Origin of the sequence: Lapidilactobacillus achengensis, from assembly GCF_003946655.1 — a bacterium.
Lineage (GTDB): Bacteria > Bacillota > Bacilli > Lactobacillales > Lactobacillaceae > Lapidilactobacillus > Lapidilactobacillus achengensis.
Map to the genome: position 1 here is coordinate 1 of NZ_RHOV01000026.1, position 21,501 is coordinate 21,501.

At 52.3% G+C, this 21,501-nt stretch carries 25 protein-coding genes; 7 read left to right on the plus strand and 18 right to left on the minus strand.

The window, feature by feature from the left end; all coding sequences use genetic code 11:
• Positions 1–9: 9 nt before the first annotated feature.
• Positions 10–135, minus strand: a complete 126-nt coding sequence (locus EKM94_RS12905) for a hypothetical protein (protein WP_263853211.1) — start codon at positions 133–135, stop codon at positions 10–12.
• 165 nt (positions 136–300) lie between these two features.
• Complete coding sequence (locus tag EKM94_RS10830) at positions 301–1,053, minus strand: hypothetical protein (protein WP_125601757.1); 753 nt, start codon at positions 1,051–1,053, stop codon at positions 301–303.
• Positions 1,054–1,499: 446 nt separating this feature from the next.
• Here EKM94_RS10830 and EKM94_RS12495 point away from each other — a divergent pair, with 446 nt between their 5' ends.
• Positions 1,500–1,643, plus strand: a complete 144-nt coding sequence (locus tag EKM94_RS12495) for a hypothetical protein (RefSeq protein ID WP_164511210.1) — start codon at positions 1,500–1,502, stop codon at positions 1,641–1,643.
• Between the two features lie 319 nt (positions 1,644–1,962).
• Here EKM94_RS12495 and EKM94_RS10835 read toward each other — a convergent pair whose 3' ends face one another.
• On the minus strand, positions 1,963–3,363 hold the full coding sequence (locus EKM94_RS10835) for an FAD-dependent oxidoreductase (protein WP_125601760.1): 1,401 nt from the start codon (positions 3,361–3,363) through the stop codon (positions 1,963–1,965).
• Between the two features lie 202 nt (positions 3,364–3,565).
• Here EKM94_RS10835 and EKM94_RS10840 point away from each other — a divergent pair, with 202 nt between their 5' ends.
• Positions 3,566–4,261 carry an EAL domain-containing protein gene (locus tag EKM94_RS10840; protein WP_125601762.1) on the plus strand — a complete coding sequence of 232 codons (696 nt, stop codon included), beginning with the start codon at positions 3,566–3,568 and terminating at the stop codon, positions 4,259–4,261.
• Here the strand turns inward: EKM94_RS10840 and EKM94_RS10845 are convergent.
• The gene (locus EKM94_RS10845; RefSeq protein WP_125601764.1) at positions 4,211–4,645 is read right to left on the minus strand and encodes a hypothetical protein; all 435 of its coding nucleotides are present in this window, start codon (positions 4,643–4,645) and stop codon (positions 4,211–4,213) included. The genes EKM94_RS10840 and EKM94_RS10845 overlap by 51 nt on opposite strands.
• Positions 4,646–5,111: 466 nt before the next feature.
• Between EKM94_RS10845 and EKM94_RS10850 the strand changes: the two genes are divergently transcribed.
• From EKM94_RS10850 to EKM94_RS10865, 4 genes are all read left to right on the plus strand, one after another.
• On the plus strand, positions 5,112–5,831 hold the full coding sequence (locus tag EKM94_RS10850; protein ID WP_125601767.1) for a hypothetical protein: 720 nt from the start codon (positions 5,112–5,114) through the stop codon (positions 5,829–5,831).
• A 10-nt stretch (positions 5,832–5,841) separates the two neighbouring features.
• Positions 5,842–6,249: a hypothetical protein gene (locus tag EKM94_RS10855; protein ID WP_125601770.1), complete on the plus strand. Its 408-nt coding sequence runs from the start codon at positions 5,842–5,844 to the stop codon at positions 6,247–6,249.
• Positions 6,250–6,338: 89 nt separating this feature from the next.
• A complete protein-coding gene (locus EKM94_RS10860; RefSeq protein WP_125601773.1) occupies positions 6,339–6,662 on the plus strand; it encodes a hypothetical protein in 324 nt (107 codons plus the stop codon).
• Positions 6,663–6,673: 11 nt separating this feature from the next.
• Complete coding sequence (locus tag EKM94_RS10865; protein WP_125601776.1) at positions 6,674–7,612, plus strand: aldo/keto reductase; 939 nt, start codon at positions 6,674–6,676, stop codon at positions 7,610–7,612.
• 328 nt (positions 7,613–7,940) lie between these two features.
• On the opposite strand, the gene EKM94_RS10870 is transcribed toward EKM94_RS10865, so the two are convergent.
• The 3 genes from EKM94_RS10870 to EKM94_RS10880 all read right to left on the minus strand — a co-directional run bounded on the left by EKM94_RS10870 (position 7,941) and on the right by EKM94_RS10880 (position 9,275).
• Positions 7,941–8,168 (minus strand): hypothetical protein, encoded by a 228-nt coding sequence (locus EKM94_RS10870; RefSeq protein WP_125601778.1) that lies wholly within the window; start codon positions 8,166–8,168, stop codon positions 7,941–7,943.
• 85 nt (positions 8,169–8,253) lie between these two features.
• Positions 8,254–8,451, minus strand: a complete 198-nt coding sequence (locus tag EKM94_RS10875; RefSeq protein WP_125601781.1) for a hypothetical protein — start codon at positions 8,449–8,451, stop codon at positions 8,254–8,256.
• Positions 8,452–8,588: 137 nt separating this feature from the next.
• Positions 8,589–9,275 carry a B3/B4 domain-containing protein gene (locus EKM94_RS10880; RefSeq protein WP_164511211.1) on the minus strand — a complete coding sequence of 229 codons (687 nt, stop codon included), beginning with the start codon at positions 9,273–9,275 and terminating at the stop codon, positions 8,589–8,591.
• Between the two features lie 157 nt (positions 9,276–9,432).
• On the opposite strand from EKM94_RS10880, the gene EKM94_RS10885 reads away from it, so the two are divergent.
• The gene (locus EKM94_RS10885; RefSeq protein ID WP_125601787.1) at positions 9,433–10,836 is read left to right on the plus strand and encodes a C69 family dipeptidase; all 1,404 of its coding nucleotides are present in this window, start codon (positions 9,433–9,435) and stop codon (positions 10,834–10,836) included.
• Here EKM94_RS10885 and EKM94_RS10890 read toward each other — a convergent pair.
• The 11 genes from EKM94_RS10890 to EKM94_RS12915 form a co-directional block, all read right to left on the minus strand.
• A complete protein-coding gene (locus EKM94_RS10890) occupies positions 10,833–11,081 on the minus strand; it encodes a hypothetical protein (RefSeq protein ID WP_164511212.1) in 249 nt (82 codons plus the stop codon). The genes EKM94_RS10885 and EKM94_RS10890 overlap by 4 nt on opposite strands.
• A gap of 182 nt (positions 11,082–11,263) precedes the next feature.
• The gene (locus tag EKM94_RS12500; RefSeq protein WP_164511213.1) at positions 11,264–11,416 is read right to left on the minus strand and encodes a hypothetical protein; all 153 of its coding nucleotides are present in this window, start codon (positions 11,414–11,416) and stop codon (positions 11,264–11,266) included.
• A 5-nt stretch (positions 11,417–11,421) separates the two neighbouring features.
• Complete coding sequence (locus tag EKM94_RS12910; RefSeq protein ID WP_263853223.1) at positions 11,422–11,547, minus strand: hypothetical protein; 126 nt, start codon at positions 11,545–11,547, stop codon at positions 11,422–11,424.
• A gap of 181 nt (positions 11,548–11,728) precedes the next feature.
• Positions 11,729–12,706 carry a chitosanase gene (locus tag EKM94_RS10895; protein WP_225422218.1) on the minus strand — a complete coding sequence of 326 codons (978 nt, stop codon included), beginning with the start codon at positions 12,704–12,706 and terminating at the stop codon, positions 11,729–11,731.
• The gene (locus EKM94_RS10900; protein ID WP_164511214.1) at positions 12,706–13,683 is read right to left on the minus strand and encodes an SGNH/GDSL hydrolase family protein; all 978 of its coding nucleotides are present in this window, start codon (positions 13,681–13,683) and stop codon (positions 12,706–12,708) included. The genes EKM94_RS10895 and EKM94_RS10900 overlap by 1 nt, the downstream gene beginning before the upstream one ends.
• A gap of 135 nt (positions 13,684–13,818) precedes the next feature.
• A complete protein-coding gene (locus EKM94_RS10905) occupies positions 13,819–14,616 on the minus strand; it encodes an aminoglycoside adenylyltransferase domain-containing protein (RefSeq protein ID WP_225422219.1) in 798 nt (265 codons plus the stop codon).
• 162 nt (positions 14,617–14,778) lie between these two features.
• Positions 14,779–15,582: a pyrroline-5-carboxylate reductase gene (gene proC, locus EKM94_RS10910; RefSeq protein ID WP_125601796.1), complete on the minus strand. Its 804-nt coding sequence runs from the start codon at positions 15,580–15,582 to the stop codon at positions 14,779–14,781.
• Between the two features lie 27 nt (positions 15,583–15,609).
• Entirely contained in the window at positions 15,610–16,818 is a 1,209-nt protein-coding gene (locus EKM94_RS10915) for a CD0519/CD1768 family membrane protein (protein ID WP_125601799.1), read from the minus strand.
• Positions 16,819–16,842: 24 nt separating this feature from the next.
• Positions 16,843–19,248, minus strand: coding sequence for a trans-4-hydroxy-L-proline dehydratase (gene hypD / locus EKM94_RS10920; protein ID WP_125601801.1), 2,406 nt, complete (start codon positions 19,246–19,248; stop codon positions 16,843–16,845).
• A 75-nt stretch (positions 19,249–19,323) separates the two neighbouring features.
• Positions 19,324–20,103 carry a glycyl-radical enzyme activating protein gene (locus EKM94_RS10925; RefSeq protein ID WP_125601804.1) on the minus strand — a complete coding sequence of 260 codons (780 nt, stop codon included), beginning with the start codon at positions 20,101–20,103 and terminating at the stop codon, positions 19,324–19,326.
• A 1,146-nt stretch (positions 20,104–21,249) separates the two neighbouring features.
• Entirely contained in the window at positions 21,250–21,375 is a 126-nt protein-coding gene (locus EKM94_RS12915; protein WP_263853258.1) for a hypothetical protein, read from the minus strand.
• Positions 21,376–21,501 lie beyond the last annotated feature (126 nt).

Sequence of the window (21,501 nt, forward strand, 5' to 3'; positions counted from 1 at the left end):
GCAACCGCCTCAGGACGTGTGGCTCAGCGGTGAGATTATTCTTAGCGATTTATCGCTTAGAATAAGGCTCGATTTGAAGACAAGCCGCTGGGCTTGCGGATTGGCTTCAAACGACGCCCACCGCGTTCCAGCCACGACAAACGTCCTGAGGCGGTTGCGTCCACATCCAAACCCCACCACACCTGCAATCAAGTACAAGAATAGAAATCAACTGCCAAAATCAGTACAAAAAAAAGGTTCGGCCACAAGCGCCGAACCTTTGTGTCATGCTTATTTAGTTAGTCTTTTTGACACAGGAATCTAGCGCTTCGACTGGACCAGTTTCGTCATGCCCGCATTCATCTTGGTATCATCTGGCTTGTCGCTCTGTTCAGTGTTTTCACGCGCGTAGGAGCCGTCATTCTGTTCAATGAAGACACCCTTGCCAGAAAAGATCGGCATTAAGAAGTCTTCGTTGATGCCATTTGCACCAGCTGGCTCTTGGGTGGTGATGATGGCGAGTTCTTCACCAACTTGCGGTAGTGGTGAATACGAATATTTCACGGTGACGATTTCATCTGATTGAGCCCCATCCTTTTCCTGTTCGGACAGAAAATCTTTGTCGGCAATGTCACGCAGCAGAATCTTCTTTTGGATATTACCGCCTGAAAAGAGAACGTTCACCTGTTTTCCCTGATAGCTTTCGTCGCCAGCGAGAACCTGATTGACTTGGATTGTTGCCATCGTGAATGCGGCGGTGGTCGTGCCTTGATAAACATGACTCTTCAGCGCAGTCACAGTTCCTTGAAATGAAACCTCACCAAGCGATAATAACTCATCAAACGTCTTCGGATAATTTGCTAACTTTGGCTCAACCGCAACCGGATAAGCCGATTTTGAATAAAACGGTTTGGCCTTTTGCGCCTGCGATTTCTTTGCTTGGTGCGAACGAGTGATATTCTTTGACGTTGCGATCACTTGGCTCGGCTGATGACTGGATTTGCTGATTTGAGCAGCCGCTAATCCACCAACGCCTAGAATCATGATCGTGCCAATGGTATAAATCTTCTTCATTGCTGATCGCCTCCATGTAAAGGTTGCCCTACCGCTAATACCCTCAACATACTCGCAGGTTGCCGAATTGTCAACAACTTAACAATCGAAGGATGCGGCGAAAACGGCGCCTTAGTATGATTGAAGCCCCAGTAATTAAAAAACAGTTTTAGTGTTTGTGTGCGATCCGATCGAGATAATTCTCAATTAGGTGATGAATATCTGAATAATTAATCTCCGTAGCGTGATTACTTTCCGTGACCCTTGCCAAAATTAGAATCGCGATCAGCTTGATAATCCTGATCCACTGGGCTTGGAGCAATAATCTCTCCATTCAAGGCAACACTATTATTAGAATAACGTTTACATTGACATTAATCATATAACAATTATAATAGAAACCAATAAGTACTTGGGATTCACCCACTTGAAACCGTGTATGCAGGCCAATAAGGAGGTAATGACGCATGAACACGACGGATCGTAGCAGCGATACAGTGACCTACCTGTATCATTTACCGATGCGGAAAGAATATGAGAACGTCGCTAAAGTCAAAACGACCAGTTGTACCGTACACACTAAGAAGTGTGTGGTTCACTGTCGCGACTAGTTTCGGACACAAATTTCAGAATTGGTTCCAAGCTGAATTGTCACCAACGATTCAGCTTTTTTGCTATCTTCATTTGACTTGCCATTTTTCTATCACGAATGGATCGCCGTCCTCATAATAGTCAACCCACGCCCGCAAATCCAAGAAGCGCGACAAGACCGGCTGATAACGAAAACGCCCCGCTCCCCACATTTCCGCCCATGCAAAAACTCCTCTCCAGCCAGATAAGCTTTGATTATTTGCTTATCTGGCCAGCGAGGAGGATGGTTCTGATTGAGTGGTCGCGATTTTTGTCACTGAACGCGAACCGCAAACCCCGTTATGGACGCGGCACGTCATTACCCAAGGCAGTGAAGCGTGGGTTGTCGCGGCCGGCTTCGCGTTCTTGGTCGATGGCCTTTTGGGCGGCGAGGTTGAGGTAATTGAACGGATAGTCGAAGTTGGGTTGGAACAGCATGTCCACGTAGGCCAAATCATCAATGGTGTTGTCGTTTTGGATCGCCAAGGAGATGGTATTGGCGGATTGGGCGATCTCGTGTTTACTGATCAATTGACAGCCGAGGATGCGGCGGGTTTCTTGGTCATAGATCAGGACGATCTTGATTTTGTCGGTGGTGGGCATGTAAGTTGGGCGCCACGTGTCTTCATAAATGATTTGTTGCGCTTTGAAGCCGTTGCGCAGCGCGTATTTGTAAGTCAGGCCAGTGGTGGCGATGCTGTAATCGAACAGTTGCAGCGCCGATGTGGCTTGCGTGCCCATGTAAGGCATGGTGTTGCCGAAGATGTTCGTCGCCGCTAAGACCGCTTGCCGAATCGCGTTGGTGGCTAATGGCGTGTACGCCGGCCGACCGGTGGGATTGAAGCGGACGGCGCAACTGTCTCCCGCCGCGTAAATATCTGGGTTGGACGTCTGCATGAATTTATTGGTCAAAAGCGCGCCATGCCGATCCATCTGCACTTGATTGCGCAACAACGTCGTGCTCGGCACAAAACCCGTACAAACAATCGCCAAATCAGCGCTGAAAGCCTCACCTGACATAGTCTTGATCAACAGGTCGCCCTTTTCGTCGCTGGTGAATTCTGAAACGCGCTGGTTCAAGTGGATCTCCACTTGGTGCGCCTCCAACAATTCCGTGACCTTAGCGGAAATTTCTGGGCCGATGTAGTGGTGCATCACCTGCGCGCCTGAGGTCAGTAACAACACTTCATGGTTGGTCTGGGCGTAGCTTTCGGTAATCTCGGTGCCCGAATAACCAGCGCCAATCACGGCGATCCGATGATTATGCTGGGCAGTTTCGTAGATTTCTTGTGCCTGTTGGAAATTTTTGCACAAAAGTACCTTGGATTCGTCGATCCCGGAAAGTGGCGGAACCGCCGCGGTTGAACCGGTACACATAATCAACTTATCATAAGAGTCATCGATCATTTCCCCCGTCTTGATGTTGACGGCGCGCAGGCGTTTGCTGACGGTGTTGATGCTGAGAACATTATGATGGGTCCGGATATCCGCGCCTTGTTGCTGCAATTCTTCCGGCGACGAATAGAACATGTCTTCCAAGTTCTTAACCTTACCCCCCAGGTATAGGTAAATCCCACAGGAAAGAAACGAAATATCATCATTTCGCTCATAGATCGTCACTTCTGTTTCTGGATGTGTTTTCAAAATCTGCGCCGCTGCGATCGTTCCCGCATGCGTGCAGCCGACAATTACAACTTTCATTTTGGATCCCCCTCTGGCGAATTGGTCTAACCGGCTTGCGCGTAGCGGCCCTAATTCTTGCCGCGTTTTGGCCAAACTTGGGTCAATCAATTCCCCGTTCTTACTTTTTGTAGTACAATTATCTTTAGTATACCGCATTCCGCGCAAACGTGGATAGACTTATTATACCCTATCAACAGGGTTGACGATTGGGGGAGCTATTATGTATCGCTATTTTATCCAACCGCAATTCAACAAATTCGCCAATTCTGTTTTCGGCTATGAAATGCTGATTCGCAAATGGGGCGGCGACCGCTGGCAATTGCCCAAGGACTTCGCCTCGATCCCGATCGCGATCCAAACCGATCTGTTGCGCAAAGTCGGGCAGGAGTTAGCGCTCAAGGTGGAATCGATCTCCTTTAATTTGAACCGCACTCAGTTTATTAATGATGACATCAGCGCTGCCTTGATCGCGACCCAGCATCAAATCTATCCGATCGTGCTCACCGTCGAAGTGACCGAGGAACCCACTGACCGCGTGGGGGTGGCCCAACTCCTGCCGAAAATCGTCGAATATAATGACCACGGCATCGAGATCAGCTTGGACGACGTGGCCACTGGGGTCAACACGTTGGATCACATCGAGCCGCTGCTGCCCTTTGCCGCCGAGATCAAGGTCGCGATGCAGAACTTCCGGGCCGAACACCGCGAGAACGAAATCAGCGCCCAGTTGCAACAATGGATCGCCATCGCCAAGGAATACCAACTCCGCCTGATTTTGGAAGGCGTGGAAAATGACGCCGAAGATGAAATGGCCGACGACTATGGCATCGCGATCCGCCAAGGCTATTTCTACGGCAAGCCCCATCTATTCAAGCTGCGCGAGGACGACCTGACCAACGACCAGCTTCGTAGCTAAGCTTCGGTGGCTGGGCGGTGTGTGTGGTTCTATGTTGGCCGCAGCTTGCGCTGCGAAATTCGGGGTGAGCTCGCTGTGGGCGCTGTTTTGAGCCAATCCGCAAAGTACGCGGCTTGTCTCAAAATCAGGCCTTGTCCTAAGCGGCAGAGCCGCCAAGGACAATTTCACGGCGATCTCACCCCGAATTTCTCCGCTCCAGCCGCTCAACGTTTTAACAGTCGTTTGAGCACTCACGCCAATTGGCAATCTATTGCCAATTGATGGAGAGCCACGCATTTGACAACCGTGGTTAGTGGTTACCAGCTTTGAATTGGTGACACCAGTACAGTCTGTTTGATGAACAGACCAAGTACTTGGTGAACCAACCTGGGTAGCTAGGCGCAAGAAGCTAGGTCGGTGAACACGTTTCAGAGTGCGGAACACAACGGGTTGGCTTTGAGTATTAACCTAGCCAGGATTTTGGAGGCTGGGCTTTGCTTCCAGAAGCCTGGCGTAGTTAAGCGAAAAAGTCAGTTGTGTGGAGCGCGTTTCAATAGCGCACAACTAATGACCTTGGCTAGTGGGTCTCAGTTCGATCTAGGCGCCATCACTAAACAATCATCACCGTCAGTCCCCAATTGCTACTGGGAACTGGCTTTTTTTGTTGGCGCCTCGATCGTCAATTTACGGAAAACAGGCGGCAATGATTGCCTGATAATATCACAAGACTAACTGTTTCTTATGGAATTGAAGGCTGACCGCCTGGCTAGACAAGAAATTAAGGCCTATCGGTTTATTTCACTAACTCATCGACTTGAATCATGGGATACTTTGCTTGAATCCAAGAATCAACCCACTGGAGATGAGTAAAGTGAAAACTCTCAAAGCTTGTTGGCAACATTTCCCGGTCACTCTAATCTACGTGGTTGTAGGCTTGCTGGCAATTTTAGCGCCACTGGTCAGCGGTCTTGGTTCGAGCCAAATCAACCGCATACTCGGAGGGACGATCAATGAATTAGGACAACATCAATTTTATCGTTTGATCACCGCGACTTGGCTTTACACCGGGCATTGGGGCTGGTGGAAATTATTGGTGTGTGGTCTGTTAGTGTTGATCGGCGAAGATTATTTAGGTCACCGCACCATCGCCTGGCTGGTTCCCGTCACCGGCATTCTCTCCAGCCTTGGATTGGCCGGATTGCGCTTCGCCTTACAGGACGCGCTACGGCCACGGCGGCATCCCCTGAACGATCCTTATTTCGACTACGCCAGCCTCCGCGCGCTTCAAGTTGGCGCCACTCCCGTGATTTGCGCCTTATGCCTCTTCCTGCTGCTCATGTGGAGCTTTCAAAATCTTCCCCCGCAACGGCTAGGTAAGCTGAGTGGGCTGATCAAGGGCTTGATCGGCGGGCTGCTTTTGGTTAATTTGTTGCCCGCGCTGCTAGCGGCCCCGCTGTTTCACCACCCCTACCAACTTAGCACGATCACTCAGATCATTGGTTTTAGCGTGGGCCTATTGTTGTACTTAGGCACTAGTTTGGTGTGGCACTGGCAACGGTCTCGACATCAACGATTTGGAAAAATACTCTGACTGCGTTGAAATGATGATTTTAATTGCAGCGGGGCAGGGTATTGCGCGTGAGCGCAACCGGCTGGGACTGCTGTTGCGGACTGGAACGTGGTGGGCATCGTTTGAAGCCAATCCGCAAGCCCCGCGGCTTGTCTTCAAATCGAGCCTTGTCCTAAGCGGCACAGCCGCTAAGGACAATTTCACCACTGAGCCGCGCAGTCCCAGCCGGTTGCTAGGCAGAATTGAGCTTATCTGCAATCGAAGTTGGGTATCTGACGAAGTGATTTTGCGAGCTAGCGGTCAAAACAATCGCCCACTTTTGGGGTGGTACGGCAATATCAACGGATTCGGGCTAGAAGATCGGGACACTTTGTGTAAACCGAATATCTTTACCCGTTTTCTTACCAATCCATGGGTAGAAACCAGCCGATTCAGTTGATTCACCGAAAACTAGGTCTGTTCATCAGATCAACTGCGCTGGCGTCACCAATTTAAAGCTTGTGACCACTAACCACGGCCGTCAATTGCGTGGCTCTTCATCAATTGACCATAGCTTACCAAGTCGACGGGAGTGCTCAAACGGCTGTTAAAACGTTGAGCGGCTGGAGCGGAGAAATTCGGGGTGAGATCGCCGTGAAATTGTCCTTGGCGGCTTTGCCGCTTAGGACAAGGCCTGATTTTGAGACAAGCCGCGCACTTTGCGGATTGGCTCAAAACAGCGCCCACAGCGAGCTCACCCCGAATTTCGCAGCGCAAGCCGCGGTCAACCTACTTTTACCAAAGCAAGCAAATTCCGCAAGTTTAGCGTCAGAAACGGTTATACTAAAGACGGTTACACTTGGAAAAAGTTAGGAGGATGTTTCATGGCAGCAACAATCAAATTAGGTAAATCGACGGTCAGCGCTACCCCATTGGGCCTAGGCACCAACGCGGTGGGCGGTCACAATCTTTTCCCAGGATTGGAGGACGAGACGGGACGGGCGATCGTCCGCGCCGGTTTGGATAACGGCATCAATTTATTGGACACGGCCTTCGCGTACGGGCTCGGCGCTTCGGAAACCCTGATCGGCGAGGCGATCAAAGGTTACGATCGCAGTAAAATCGTCATCGCCACCAAGGCGGCCCAACATATTCACGCCGATGGGACGATGACCATCGACAATTCACCCGCTTTTCTGAAGCAAGCAGTGGCGGAAAGTTTGCAACGGCTCCAAACAGATTACATCGATTTGTTCTACATTCATTTTCCTGACGAGCACACCCCGAAGAATGAAGCAGTCCAAGCTCTGAATGAGCTGAAACAAGCTGGGAAGATCCGGGCGATCGGGGTGTCCAACTTCTCGCTGGCTCAATTAAAAGAGGCCAATCAGGACGGTCTAGTCGATGTGGATGAGGAACAATATAGCCTGCTCCACCGCGACCAAGAGACGGAGCGCTTTGCTTACTTGCAAGCCCACCAAATTTCGTTCGTGCCCTTCTTCCCGTTGGCGTCCGGCTTACTGACTGGCAAATATCACGAGGCCGTGAGTTTCCCCGCTGACGATATTCGCCATGATAATCCTGATTTTCAAGGCGCTCGTTTTGCGCAGATCATCGCTCAAGTCAACCAATTGGCGCCGATCGCCGCGGCGCATCAAGCGACGATCGCCCAAGTTGTGCTAGCTTGGTACCTTCAAAATCCCGCCATCGCTGTGGTTATCCCCGGCGCTAAACGGGTCGAGCAGGTCGTCAGCAATGCCCATGCGCTTAAAATCAGTCTGAGTGCTGCGGAATATCAACAGATCGATCAACTTTTCCGCTGATCGTTAATGCTCAGCGACATCAAAATAGCCCGTTACCTTTCGACTTCACGCCATGGCGTCTATCGGGGTAACGGGCTGTTTTTTGCTTGTTTAAAAAGTTGAGGGCCACGCTAAAAGTAGATTGGCCGCGGCTTGCGCTGCGCGTGGCGTTGGTGGTTGGCAGATGTGGTGGGGCTCCAGGTCGGGCTGGGGGTGGTGGAACGCTGCGGGCACGATTTTGAGCTTTTCGGAAGTGCACCGAAAATCTCAAAACTCGGCCTTATTGTAGGCGATAAATCGCCAACAATAATATCGCGGCTGACTCACCCCCAGCCCGACCTTCCGCCAACTAGTAAACAGCCCACCAACGCCACGCTCCGCTCCAGCCGCTCAACGTTATAACGGCCGCTTGAGCACTCACGCCAACCAGCAAACTATGGCCAATTGATGGGGATCTACGTAATTGACGACCGTGGTTAGTGGTTACAAGATTTAATTTGGTGACACCAGTGCAGTCCGTCTGATGAACTAGGACATGATCTTGATAAATCGGCTGAATCGGTCGGTTTTCACCCATGGATCGTTAAAGGAGCAGGCAAAGATGTCCACCAAAGCAAACTGTACCAACCCACTATTCCGAATCCGTTGGTGTTGCCGTACCATCAAAAAAAGGGGGGTGTTTGACCTCTAGCTTGCAAAAGCACTTCGTCAACTCCTTCGCTTCGATTGCAGATAGGCTCAATTCTGCCTAGCAACCGGCTGGGACTGCGCGGCTCAGTGGTGAAATTGTCCTTGGCGGCTTTGCCGCTTAGGACAAGGCTCGATTTGAAGACAATTCCCGCTTTTGGAATTGGCTTCAAACGACGCCCACCACGTTCCAGTCCGCAACAGCAGTCCCAGCCGGTTGCGCTCACGCGCAACACCCTACCACACCCGCAATCAAGCGAAAAATAAACAATAGGAGCCAAACGCCTAAGTCAATTCCAAACAACACCCGCTACACCGGCGTGCTCCCGGCGGCGGTGATCACCCGGGCTTTCACGCTGGTCACCCCGATATTTTCCTGCAATAAACGCGCATAGATCGTGGCCAGGGCTGGCAACGGTTCGGCGCCGCTAAAGGAGTAAACCACGCTCATCAGTGGCTGGATCGCAGTGCTGAAATTGACCGCGGCGCGGCGACTGTCAATGGTGGGATTGCCGAAAGGACCGACCGCATCAAAAAGTGTGGGCAACGCGGCAATGTTGATCTGGCCTTTGCCGATCCCGGCGTAAGTCGCCCCCGCTGGCGCCGGGCGCCACGTGATCGGTCCAGATAAGGCGGCAAGATTATACGACCCAATGGAAAAGCCACTGAAAATCGACATCAGATTATTGATCTCGACCACATTATTGATCTGATCAAGTTCTTTGCCCTTGACCAACCGGCGCAACATCGCCTCGGCGGTATTGCGGTAACTGGCCTGCGCTTTGCCTAAAGCCCGATAAGCCGCTCGGGTCGCCGCGATCTGGGGCATCTGGGCGATCGCCGGCAGATCCAAGCGCGCCGCTTGCTTCGCGCCTAATTTGATGAACTTGGCTTGTAACGCGGGTGAGCTGAAGGTGACTTCAGCTTGATAATCCAGCACCAACAAGCTGGCCTTGGGGACGACCTGAGTCAATTCAGGCGCTATCGTGATTTCCATAAAAAACCGCCCACTTTCTTTTTTCCACTGCCCATCCTTCATCGGGGAGCCAGCAGGAACTGATATTTTCATTATACCACCCAACACGACCGCGCCGTGCATTTCTGCCGATAGAGGCTTACAATGGTCTAGTAAACTTTTTGAGAAGGTGTTCTTAATGACAAAACGTATTAAAGGTTCATGTACCACAGTTCTGGTTGGCAAGAAAGCATCGATCGACGGCTCAACGATCATCGCTCGGAACGAAGACGGCGCCGCGCCGCTAAATCCGGAAAAATTCGTCTTCATCAAGGCGGCGGACCAACCACGGCATTATCAAGCCGTCTTGAGCAAATTCAATCTGGATTTACCGAACGATCCATTGGCCTACACCTCCACGCCTGACGCGGTCTCTGGTCACGGCACTTGGGCCGCGGCGGGGATCAATAGCGCCAACGTGGCAATGACCGCCACCGAAACGATCACTTCAAATTCCCGGATTTTGGGCGTGGACCCGCTCGTTGATCAGGGGTTGGGCGAAGAAGACATCACCACGATCACCTTGCCGTACATTCACAGCGCGCGGGAAGGCGTCCTGCGCTTAGGCAGCCTTTTAGAAAAATATGGCACCTACGAAATGAACGCGATCGCTTTTTCTGATAAGGATGAAGTCTGGTACTTCGAAACCATCGGCGGACATCACTGGGCCGCGATCCGAATTCCCGACGATGCTTATGTGATCGCGCCTAATCGCCTGAACATCGACCAATTCGACTTCGCCGCCGACAACACCTTGTTTGCCCACGACCTGCCCGACTTGATCGCGACTTATCACCTGAATCCCGATCCCGATCAAGTCAACCTGCGCCACATTTTTGGCAGCAGTACCATTAAGGATACCCGCTACAACAACGCTCGCGCTTGGTACGGTCAGAAATATTTCAATCCTGAGCGCGTTCAGGATCCAATCGATCAAGACCTGCCCTTCATTTGTCGCACCAACCACAAGATCACCATCGAGGACCTGAAGTTCGTCCTCAGCTCCCACTACCAAAATACCCCGTATGACGCTTATGGCACTGGCACCGACGCCCAACGGAAGCAATTTCGGCCGATCGGGATCAACCGGAATCAGGAATTACACATTTTGCAGATCCGCAATGATGTGCCTGCCAGCATCGCCGGGATCCACTGGTTAGCGTTTGGCCCCAACACCTTCAACGCGGTGGTGCCATTTTACGCCAACGTGACTGATACTCCCGCCAGCTACCGCGGCACCGGAGAATGCGATCCTACCAAAGCTTACTGGCTCAGCAATGTGCTGGCGCTGATCGGCGATAGCAACTTCGGCCTTTACGAAGACCAAGAGAACCTCTTTGAAGAAAACACGGTCGCCGCGTGTCAGCATTTGCAACACGAAACCGACGCGCAAGCCACCGCGCAACCCGATCTACCCGCATATCTGACCGCCGTCAATGAAAAAATGGCCGCGATCGCCATGGCCAACAGCAATAAGTTGCTGGGCCAAATGTTGGCGCTAGGCGAACCACAAATGAAATTACAATTCACCCTACACGATTAACCAGAGTGCGGAGCGCAACGGGTTGACTTTGCTAGCAAAAGTAGATTGGCCGCAGCTTGCGCTGCGAAATTCGGGGTGAGCTCGCTGTGGGCGCTGTTTTGAGCCAATCCGCAAAGTGCGCGGCTTGTCTCAAAATCAGGCCTTGTCCTAAGCGGCAAAGCCGCCAAGGACAATTTCACGGCGATCTCACCCCGAATTTCTCCGCTCCAGCCGCTCAACGTTTTAACAGACGTTTGAGCACTCACGCCATCCGGCAAGCTATGGTCATTGATGAGGTGCCACGCACTTGACGACCGTGGTTAGTGGTTACCAGCCTTAAATTGGTGACACCAGTACAGTCTGCCTGATGAACAGGACTAGTTCTCAGCGAATCAACTGAATCAGTCGGTTTCCACCTATGGGTTGTTACGGAAACGAATAGCGATGTTCAGCCTACGCAAAACGTCCCGACCTCCTGATCCAAATCAGTTGGCATTGTCGTACCATCCAAAAAGTGGGCGATTGTTTGACCTCTAGCTTGCAAAAGCACCTCGTCAAATTCTTCGCCTTGATTGCAGATAGGCTCGATTCTGCCTAGCAACCGCCTCAGGACGTGTGGCTCAGCGGTGAGATTATTCTTAGCGATTTATCGCTTAGAATAAGGCTCGATTTGAAGACAAGCCGCGCACTTTGCGGATTGGCTTCAAACGATGCCCACCGCGTTCCAGCCACGACAAACGTCCTGAGGCGGTTGCGCCCCCACCCAAACCCACCACTTCTGCCATCAAGCGAAAAATCATGAATAGGACCCGGTTGCGCTTACGCGCAACACCCTACCAAACCCGCAATCAAAGCAACACAAAAAATTCGCCGATCAATTATGATCGACGATTTTTTTAATCAAATATTATGATCAGGGCAACTGCTTGACCATGGCGGCGGTCAGGTGGTACTGATCACCATACATTCGCCATTGTAACGGCAATTTCAGTTGGAAGTTGCCGGCGTTGATCAACTGCCGCTGGACTTGAAGTCGCGACAGATCCTGATGGGCCGTTTCTGCCAACATGATCGGTTGCCGCGCGGCCAGGAAGGCTTTGAGATAAGTGGCCTGCTTGCCGCCTTGGGCAGGTGTTGGGGCCTTTTTCAACGCGGCGGCGCGAATGCCTTGAAAGCTGTCGGCCTCCGCCTTGGTTCCGGGGCCGTGGACCACCAACGCGTCGTAATAAAGGTACTGACCTAAGGGGGACAGGCCGTCGCGCTGGGCGTAACTCACGGCGGGATCCAGATATTCTTGGCGGACAATCGTGTTTTGCGCCTGGATCATTTTAGGATCTTGGCTGGCTTGATGCCAAGCGCGGACGAAGGACTTCCCCAATCCGCGATGTGACGCCGTGCCATTGACCCGGCGTAGCGCTGGCAGGTATTGGGTCAACTTATTCTTTGGCGCCAGTTTTTGATAGCGCTGAACCACTTGGAGCAGATCGCCGGTCCCGCTGGTGAAGCCGATGATGCCCGCAGTGTAGCCGCGGCCATCGCCGATATCTTCGATGTAGCGGTAGGCGGACTGATAAGCGGTCGTCGAATTTTCGGCGCTGGCGACCAAGGCGAAGGTGATCTTGCGCAAACGGCCGCTGGCGATCGTCGGTGGCGTGGTCGGATCGGCGCTGGCTTGAGCTTGGCTTGAACGATCTGTGCCAGACCGACTTTGACTTGAGCGATCCGCTTGGGCTTGACGCTGGCGTGAGCGATTGGTGCCGGAGCGATCGGTGGCAGACTGATCAGTGTCGGTCGCCATTTTGGTCGGCGCGCCGCACCCGCTCAACCCTAATAACCAACCGCCGCTGACTAGCACCAACAGCGCCCACTTAAGCCGACGAATTTTGCTCATCAGGGCATTGCCTGTTGGGGCCAATGTAGCGCCAGCGTTGGTCCTGGTGATTGCGGCGCGGGTGGGAAGGGGGGCATCGCTGGGGTCGGGAGAGCGGTGAGACTTGCCGGGGCCTGTTCACCAGACGCTGGGGGCGCCGCTAAGATTGCTGCCAGATCCGCTTGGAAAATCGGCGTCCACAGTTGGCGATATCCCAATTGGGTCGGATGAATGCCGTCATACATCGCCAGCGGCTGGGCGTGGGTCCAAGCCGTCACCGTGGGGTCATTTCTCAGATCGATCACTGCGAACTGCCACTTGGCTTGCAGGTGATACAATTCGCTGATCAGTTGCTGATAACGGGGCTCCGCGCCAGTGATCACACAGGTGTAAAACACCACCTGGCAATGCCAGTGGTCCTCAACATACCCACAAATGGCTTCGATTGCGCCCAAAGTGGTCGTCGTCGCGAAATCGCGCCGTTGGCTGGTTGGCGTGATCTGCCCCAGCGCTTTCCCTTGACCAATATCGTTGGTCGACAACTGGCAAACAAACAGATCCAAGGGCTGATCCAGGGGTAATTCGTGTTGCAGGCGCGCCCAATAGCTATCGGCGCTGGGTCCGGCCAAGGTGGTGCCGCTGACCGCCAATTTAGTGGCGATCACGCCGGCGCCGGTTTGCAAATAATCCACGAAGGAAACTCCCAACGCCGCGGCGCCATATGTGATCGACGAGCCCAAGAACGCGATCCGCCGACCCACTAGTGGCGATGCAACGTCTAGCGGCAAGGTCGCCGGAGCGAACGCGGCCGCATTGCCTGGCGCTTCTGCGGCCCAAGGATTAGGGTGCAGGCGGCGCTGGCGTTGTGGTTGCCGCTGTTGGCGCTGGCGGCGTGATGCTCGCCCTGCGCTGGTCGCAGCCATTTGGAACCAGCCTCGTTCATGCTGGCCCGCCCATTTTTGTCCAGGTTCGGTCAAAGCAGTTCTAGATATTGCCAAAATCATCAGACTTCTTTCAAAATTATTCTTCCAAAATCGTTAACGCTGCTACATGACTACACAACTGCTTAAATGGCGAACTGAAATCACTACCTAAGCCGCTTCAAAAAACCTCTGCTAAATTTAACCAACTGCCTAGCCGGTCAATCCGCGACCCAGCTGGCGCCAACAATAAGTCGCAAAGCGTTGGGCCAAATCCGGCGTCACGGTCGCGGTCCACAACAGCTGCCCCTGCGTTTGGTAGGCTTGCAACGCGGCGGTGATCAACGCCTGAAATTCCGGTGCGCAGTGTTGTAAGCCCCAGCGACCGCCGCCTGCCTTAGACAAAATCAACCGCTGTTGCTGATAAGCCAAGACCCGGCAAAGGTTCAAGGTCAAGTACAGCGGTGCTTGCTGGATCTCTGCGGAGGCGGCCGCCACATCAGCGACGATGCTGGCCCAATAGGCCGCAACCGGCACGCGGCCGAACACCGTGGCGATCGGCGCCCCGACCAAAACTTGGCCGTAAGATTGCAAGATCGTCAAATGCGCCGCCAAATCAGGATCTGTCCCCTGCATCGTGGTCAAATAACGCTGCGGATCCGCATGGTAAGCCTGCCAATGCGCCGGCGAGAAGTGAAAATCAAAGGGACAGGGGTCCTGAAAATGGCGGACCGCGCCGGCTACCAAAACATGGAACTCCAACCCTTTTGCTGGCGCCAACGGCCACAACTGTTGCAAAGTGACCGTCATCAAGGCCTGCTTTTCCGCCAAGGTCAACGGTCGCCGGACCACAATCAAGTAATCCAAGTCGCTGACCGCCGGCTGATATGACCCCAACACCAGCGAGCCGTGCAAATAAACGCCGACCAGATTCGCGCCGAACAAAGTCAAACTCGTTTGCTTCAATTGGGTCAATAACCGCGCGGTTCGCGGATCCATTTCGCTGGCCATCACCAGCACCTCCTACCTAGCTGAAACTCGGGCTCGAGCGCCAGCGCAATTCGACTCGGCGGCAGTCCCTATCTCAATCATAACGATTTACGCCAAAAAAACTAGCACAATTTTGCCTGTGCTAGTTTCAAAGTTGACTGAATTCATTCGGACCTGATCATATTAACCTAATTGACGATTCTTCTCGGTGGCAGCGTGGACAGCCGCCATCACGATTCCGCGGAAGGCATGCTCTTCCAACACTTCGACGGCAGCAATCGTGGTGCCTCCGGGCGAGCAAACCATATCCTTCAAAACACCGGGATGTTCCTCAGTACTCAACACCATTTTGGCGGCGCCATAGACGGTTTGAGCGGCGAATTCATAGGCTAACTGCCGCGGCATGCCCTCGGCGACCGCGCCATCCGCCAACGCCTCCAAGAACAGATAGACGTAGGCCGGACCCGAGCCGGACAGCCCCACTACAGCGTCGATCAAGTCTTCAGGCACCAATTGCGCGCGCCCGAAACTGTTGAAGATCGCCAACACTGTCGCCTGTTCTGCCGCGGTCACCTGCGAATTGACAGCGACCCCGGCCATCCCGGCGCCGACTAACGCTGGTGTGTTGGGCATGACCCGAACCAGCTTCAATTTCGGATCCAAAACCGTTCCTAAATGAGCTAACGTGACGCCGGCCGCAATCGAGATCAGCAGTTGCTCAGCGCGAAACGACGCGCGCAGTGGGGTCAAAACACGATCAATTACTTGTGGTTTGACGGCGATCACCACGACATCCGCGGTCGCGACCAACTCGGCCGCCGAATTCATGGGTTGCACACCCAATTCTGTTTGTAAGGTGGTCAAGGCGGCTGGGTTCAGGTCATAGACCAAGACAGCATCTGCTGGATAAAGTTGTGCCTTGATCAAGCCGGCCATGATCGCCCGGCCCATATTGCCGCCTCCGATGATGCCAATGGTTTTACTCATAATTTCCGCTTCCTCTTTTCAATAAAATCAAAGAATCAGTAACGCTAAATAATTGGCGACGATGCCCGCAACAATGCCGGCGATCAATTGGGCCACCAATGATGATGTGGTCAATTTCCGGATCTTCAAGGTGTCGGCGATCGACGGGGTCGAAGACATGAACCCGGCCCAGCACAACGCGATGGCGAAATAAACCGTCATATCATGCAAGTTGATCAACCCAGCTTCGGCCATTTGCTTGGCGCCGGCGATTGAGGCACCGCATGCCCCCAACGAAGTCAACGGCAGACTCAACATCTCCCCGTTAGCGAACCCGAACATCGGGGTCAAAATAAACGACAATTTCTCACCGAGCATGGTCAATAAGCCTGTGCCCTCATAGGCAACACCTTTATACACCGCCTGACCATCAACAATCGAGGGGCCATTGGTCAGCATCATCACCAAGGTGGTAAAAATCAGAATCCCTGGAATAATTGACAAGCCTAGATCGACTCCCGCCTTGCCACCATCAAAGGCAGCGTTCAACGCGCGCTGCATTGGCGTGCCTTCACGCACACGCCGATAGCCTTTAGGCGCCTCACTACTGATGGCTTGATTCAAGTACTTCGCGTCCACGTCAGCTTCGACGCCGAACATTTTCTTAGTTTTGTGCATCATGATGCGGTTGCCGACGATCCCGCCGATGATCGCGCACAGTGTTCCCAGCGCCACAGCGGCCGCGTATTTGCCCGCTTGAATGCCCAAGATCCCACCAGAAATAATGATGCCCATCCCGAAAGTCGTCCCGAAGTTGATCATGGTCATCCATTGATACTTCTTGAAATATTTGGCATAGGCCGGATCCTGCGCGACCATAACGATCGCGGCATTGTCTGAGAAATATGTGGTGATCGCGCCTAGCGCAGCCGCACCAGGCAAATTGAATAAGGGTTTCATGATCGGCGCTAACAATTTGTTCAGGAGCGCCGTGACCCCGAATTCAGAGAAGACGCTGGATAAAGTCCCGGCCAAAACCGCCACACCCATAATATAGAACGCCGTATTCAAAATCAGATCATGAGCCGTCTTCATCAGCACACTGAACATCGTGCCAAATCCCATGACACTGGAGAAATAAGTTCCCAAAACGGCGACGAAGGCCAGACAATAAAATGTCCCGCGACTGACCTCTTTGCGATATTTACTACCGTCGACGCCCAGATCATCGATTGGTTTATTTTTGCTGAGCTCCATCGTTGTTCCCTCTACCTTCTCGATTTACGCAAATTCTTGTGACGTTCGTTGAATGATCTCGTCTTGCAAGGCGCGATCCAGATTATTGAAGTAATCACTATACCCGGCGACCCGCACGATCAAATCCTCGTAATCTTCCGGGTGTGCCTGGGCATCCAACAACGTCGCCTTGTCGATCACATTGAACTGGATATGGTGACCATCCATGGCGAAATAACCCCGGATCAGGCTGGCGAGATTGGCCAGACCTTGTTCACCGGCAACCACCGCTGGCGTAAATTTCTGGTTCAGCAGCGCTCCACCAGTCTTCAGCTGATCCAATTTCGCCGCTGATTTGACCACCGCGGTTGGGCCTTGACGATCCGCGCCTTTTTCCGGAGAAATGCCATCGGGCAACGGGATCCCCGCATGACGCCCGTTTGGACTTGCTTGCATCACTTGCCCGAAATAAACGTGGCAAGTTGTTGGCAAGAATTCCACCACCGTCCGCGAACCTTTCGGCGTTTTCCGTCCGGCAATCACGTCTTGCAAGGTATGACTGACCGTGACCAAGACCCGATCAGCGTAATCATCATCATTGCCGTATTTCGGCGTCTGGTTATAAACCAAGTCGAAAGTCGCCTCATGTCCAGCGAAGTCTGCCTGGCAAGCCGCCAAGATTTCTGCCATGGTGACGGTCTGATCCTCAAACACATTCTTCTTGATGGCAACCAACGAGTCAGTAATCGTGGCCACCCCGACGCACTGGATATAGCTCGTGTTGTACCGCGCGCCACCAGCGTTATAGTCGATCCCCTGCTTGATGCAATCGTCGGTGATCACAGACAACAGTGGCACTGGCATTTGATCCATATACATCCGTTCAATCAAGTTATTCCCGGCAACTTTGACATCGACCACATATTTCATCTGTTTTTGAAAGGCGTCATACAACTCTTGATAACTGGTAAAAGTGGTCGGATCGCCCAAGTCTAAGCCCACTTGTTGTTGCGTATAGGCGTCAAAACCGCGGTTCAACACCAATTCGAAAATCTTAGGAATGTTCAGGTAGCCCGTCAGGACATAGGCTTCTTTGCCGGCACAGCCCGTCTCGACACAGCCACTGGCGATCCCGGAATCACGAGCGTCATCCAGACTTTTACCTAAATTCATCAACTCTTGAATGATTGCTTCGGAACTGTAAAACGCGGGTTGCCCCCAGCCTTTACGTGAAACTTTCAAGGCTTCTTTCAAGAAATGCTCCGGCGATTTCTTAGAGATCTGAACGTTGGAGGAAGGTTGCAACAACTTCATTTCATCCATAACTTCCAAGATCAAATAGGACACTTCGCTAACACCCGACGTTCCATCCGGCCGCAACGCCCCCGTGTTCAAATTACAAAAATCAGTATAAGTCGCACTTTCCTTCAAAGTGATGCCGACTTTTGGTGGTGCCGGTTGATTATTGAATTGGATCCACAGATCCTCCAAGATTTCCTTGGCTTCATCTCGCGTCAACCGCCCCGCGGCCAGATCCGCATCGTAGAACGGCTCCAAATGCTGGTCCAATTTGCCGGGTGAGTACGCGTCCCAGTTGTTCATTTCACTGGTGACCCCGATATGGGTGAACCAATACATTTGAACCGCCTGCCGGAACGTTTGCGGCGCGTGGGCCGGGACCTGATCACAAACTTCAGCCAGCTCCAGCAACTCTTGCCGCCATTGCGGATCCGTTTCGGTCGCCGCCAAAGTCCGCGCCTTCTCTGCGTAACGTTGGCCTAAGATAATCATGCCTTCACAAACCAAGCGCATCCCTTGTAATTCATCCCGCCGTTGCAAAGCGCGTTGATCGCCAAGATAATCGATTTGCGCTAATTCCGCATCAATGCGGGCCATGAAATCCAAATAACCGGTTTGATAGATTTTGCCATCAGCCACCGTGTGCCCTGGTCCCCGTTGCATCAAGAATTCGGTATAAAGACCAGCGTCAAACAACTTGTGCCATTCCTCAGGCAACAACTGATTCATCCGCGTCATCAAGGCCCGATCATGCCAGTAAGGAATGATCGTTTCTTCTTGGATCCGCCGATCTTCCGCCGACACCTTGAAAAAGACGTGTTCGCGATCGTTCATGTTGGCGAAATCCGCCATGGTGTGACAGCACAGTTCTGGGAAAGTCGGCGCCGCCCAAGGACGTTCACCCTTCTCACCAACAATAATGCCATGCCGCTCCAAATAAAGCGTCCGGCGTTCCATCATATATTTGAAAGACAAACCGCGAAGCACCGGGGCAGAAACCTTGCCTTCCCATTTCTGATAAGCCTCGGTCAAAAGAACCGCCCGTTCCATTGAAATACTCGGTTGATACTGTTTCTCGCTGATTTCACGTAGATTCTTGATCCGCTCCGTGGAACCGCGGCGATACGTTGGGGCAACTGCTGATAACGTCATGGTAATTCCTCCTTAAAATTGTCATGAAACAGGTCTCGTCAAGCTGGTGCAAACAAATTATCCAATGGTAACCGATCAGCCGCCGATTTTCACCGGCACGCCACGCTGCTCCCAGGCCGCCTTGATCGCCGCCAAACGTTCATCGGTGGGCACGGCGAAGTTTTGCGTGCATTCACGCCCTAATTTGCGATACTTATCCCGACCGAAATCGTGATAAGGCAACAGACTAACTCGGGCGATCCGGATCTGGTTCTCCTGGACCCAAGCCAAGGTTCGTTGCAACATTTCTTCGGTATCATTCAGATCCTTCAACAAAATCAACCGCAAATCGATCACCGCACCTTGATCACTCAGAAATTTCAGATTATCTAGAACTTTCTCGTTGCCCGCGCCGGTGTAACGCTGATGCAACTGGGAATCAATGAATTTCAAATCGTAAAGGAACAGATCCGCATAAGGTAAGATCGCCGCCAAATTTTTCTGTGGCACCACCCCACACGTATCGATCGCCAAATGGATCCCACGGCGCTTGATCCCCTGAGCCAAAGCCAGCAAATACGGCAACGGCTGCGCCATGACCTCACCGCCAGAGAACGTCACGCCCCCACCAGACTGATCATAGAAAAGTTGGTCTTGCGCCACCAATTTCACCAATTCGTCGATCTCGTAAGTTCGCCCAATCAATTGGGGTACGCCATTCTTATCCAGCATTCGTTCCGCGGTGAATTTCTGGCTTTCCGCATTGTGACACCACTGGCACCGAATCGGACATCCCTTGAAGAAAATCGTCGTCCTGATTCCCGGACCATCGTGGGTCGAAAACTTCTGCACATTGAAGATCAATGGTTGCTGCATGAAACAGCCTCCTTTTTTCAAAATCATGAAATCAAGCTTGTTGATTTTATAAAGCGCTTTCTATTCGTAAGTTGCTTGATTTAACTGAATGTTTGTGGTTATTGTGATATAATTATTTTAACAAGCAACCACAGTATAATTCATTCTCGTGAAACTATCAAGGTCTAATCACCGATAATTTCATTTTGGTGTTAAATTGTCCGGGCGACTTTGATGAGGTGGTTGGCACTGGTTGAAAGTAGGTTGGCCGCAGCTTGCGCTGCGCGTGGCGTTGGTGGTGGGCAGTTGTGGTAGGGCTCCAGGTCGGGCTGGGGGTGGTGGAACGCTGCGGGCACGATTTTGAGCTTTTCGGAAACCCGCCGAAAAGCTCAAAACTCGGCCTTATTGTAGACGATAAATCGCCAACAATAATTGATTCAGAGTGAGAGCCGACCTGGTCAGCTTCTGAGCATTAGCCTAGCAACTATTTTGGAGGCCGGTCTATGTCTCCAGAATAGTTGCGTAGCTAAGCGGAAGAAGCTAGGTCGGCGAACACGTTTCGCGGCTGACTCACCCCCAGCCCGACCTTCCGCCAAGCGAGCAAACAGACCACCAACGCCAGAGTGCGGAACACAACGGGTTGACTTTGAGCATTAACCTAGCCAGGATTTTGGAGGCTGGGCTTTGCCTCCGGAAGCCTGGCGTAGTTAAGCGCAGAAGTCAGTTGTGTGGAGCACGTTTCAACGCCACGCTCCGCTCCAGCCGCTCAACGTTATAACAGCCGTTTGAGCACTCACGCCAACGTTATAACAGCCGTTTGAGCACTCACGCCAACTGGTAAGCTATGGTCAATTGATGGGAACCACGCAGATGACGTCCGTGGCTAGTGGTTGCCAGCTTTAAATTGGTGACACCAGTATAGTTTGCTTGATGAACAGACCCAGTTCTCAGTGAATCAGCTGAATCGGTCGGTTTCATCGAGAATTGTTTATGGAGCGGGTAAAGATGTTCAACCGATGCAAACTGTACCAACCTTCTAATTCGAATCAGTTGGCATTGCCATACCACAACAAAAGTGGGCAATCGTTTGACCTCTAGCTCGCAAAACCACTTCGTCAAATCCTTCGCCTCGATTGCAGATAGGCTCAATTCTGCCTAGCAACCGCCTCAGGACGTGTGGCTCAGCGGTGAGATTATTCTTTGCGATTTATCGCTTAGAATAAGGCTCGATTTGAAGACAAGCCGCTGGGCTTGCGGATTGGCTTCAAACGATGCCCACCGCGTTCCAGCCACGACAAACGTCCTGAGGCGGTTGCGTCCCTATCTAAACCCACCTACACCTGCAATCAAGCAACAGATTCAAGAATAGAAATGAAACGCCTCAATCGTTTCAAACCGATGCCCATCGCCTTTCAGCCG

Coding starts and splice junctions, on each gene's coding strand:
- EKM94_RS10830 (WP_125601757.1), bottom strand. CDS start 1,053: ATGAAGAAGATTTATACCATTGGCACGATCATGATTCTAGGCGTTGGT.
- EKM94_RS12495 (WP_164511210.1), top strand. CDS start 1,500: ATGAACACGACGGATCGTAGCAGCGATACAGTGACCTACCTGTATCAT.
- EKM94_RS10835 (WP_125601760.1), bottom strand. CDS start 3,363: ATGAAAGTTGTAATTGTCGGCTGCACGCATGCGGGAACGATCGCAGCG.
- EKM94_RS10840 (WP_125601762.1), top strand. CDS start 3,566: ATGTATCGCTATTTTATCCAACCGCAATTCAACAAATTCGCCAATTCT.
- EKM94_RS10855 (WP_125601770.1), top strand. CDS start 5,842: ATGATGATTTTAATTGCAGCGGGGCAGGGTATTGCGCGTGAGCGCAAC.
- EKM94_RS10865 (WP_125601776.1), top strand. CDS start 6,674: ATGGCAGCAACAATCAAATTAGGTAAATCGACGGTCAGCGCTACCCCA.
- EKM94_RS10870 (WP_125601778.1), bottom strand. CDS start 8,168: ATGGGTGAAAACCGACCGATTCAGCCGATTTATCAAGATCATGTCCTA.
- EKM94_RS10880 (WP_164511211.1), bottom strand. CDS start 9,275: ATGGAAATCACGATAGCGCCTGAATTGACTCAGGTCGTCCCCAAGGCC.
- EKM94_RS10885 (WP_125601787.1), top strand. CDS start 9,433: ATGACAAAACGTATTAAAGGTTCATGTACCACAGTTCTGGTTGGCAAG.
- EKM94_RS10895 (WP_225422218.1), bottom strand. CDS start 12,706: ATGAGCAAAATTCGTCGGCTTAAGTGGGCGCTGTTGGTGCTAGTCAGC.
- EKM94_RS10905 (WP_225422219.1), bottom strand. CDS start 14,616: ATGGCCAGCGAAATGGATCCGCGAACCGCGCGGTTATTGACCCAATTG.
- proC (WP_125601796.1), bottom strand. CDS start 15,582: ATGAGTAAAACCATTGGCATCATCGGAGGCGGCAATATGGGCCGGGCG.
- EKM94_RS10915 (WP_125601799.1), bottom strand. CDS start 16,818: ATGGAGCTCAGCAAAAATAAACCAATCGATGATCTGGGCGTCGACGGT.
- hypD (WP_125601801.1), bottom strand. CDS start 19,248: ATGACGTTATCAGCAGTTGCCCCAACGTATCGCCGCGGTTCCACGGAG.
- EKM94_RS10925 (WP_125601804.1), bottom strand. CDS start 20,103: ATGCAGCAACCATTGATCTTCAATGTGCAGAAGTTTTCGACCCACGAT.